1 protein-coding gene is annotated in these 289 nt (G+C 75.4%); it reads right to left on the reverse strand.

The features are described 5' to 3' along the window. A partial coding sequence (locus I53_RS19605; RefSeq protein WP_043353796.1) for a hypothetical protein occupies positions 1–289 on the reverse strand: 289 nt, incomplete at both ends.

Consider the following 289-nt stretch of genomic DNA (forward strand, 5'->3'; position numbering starts at 1 on the left):
CGTCTGCGGGGCGACGAGCTTCGCGACGCTGATCGCGTAGCGTCCCTCGGGGCGCGTGACAGGCCCGTGGAGATCGGCTTCGCCGTCCAGGGTCCCCGAAAGGGCGAGGCTCGGCGCGGCGATCCGGGCGAGCGACAGGGGTAGCGACCGGATCGCCACCCGCAGGTCGAGAGCCTGCCCGACACGGCCCGCGGCCGTGATGCGACCCGCGCCCGCCGCGATGGACAGGCCGTCGATCACGGCGCCGCCGTCCCGAAGCGTGATCGCCGCCGGCCCGGTGAGGGCGAAG

The organism is Methylobacterium sp. B1, from assembly GCF_000333255.1.
GTDB lineage: Bacteria > Pseudomonadota > Alphaproteobacteria > Rhizobiales > Beijerinckiaceae > Methylobacterium > Methylobacterium fujisawaense.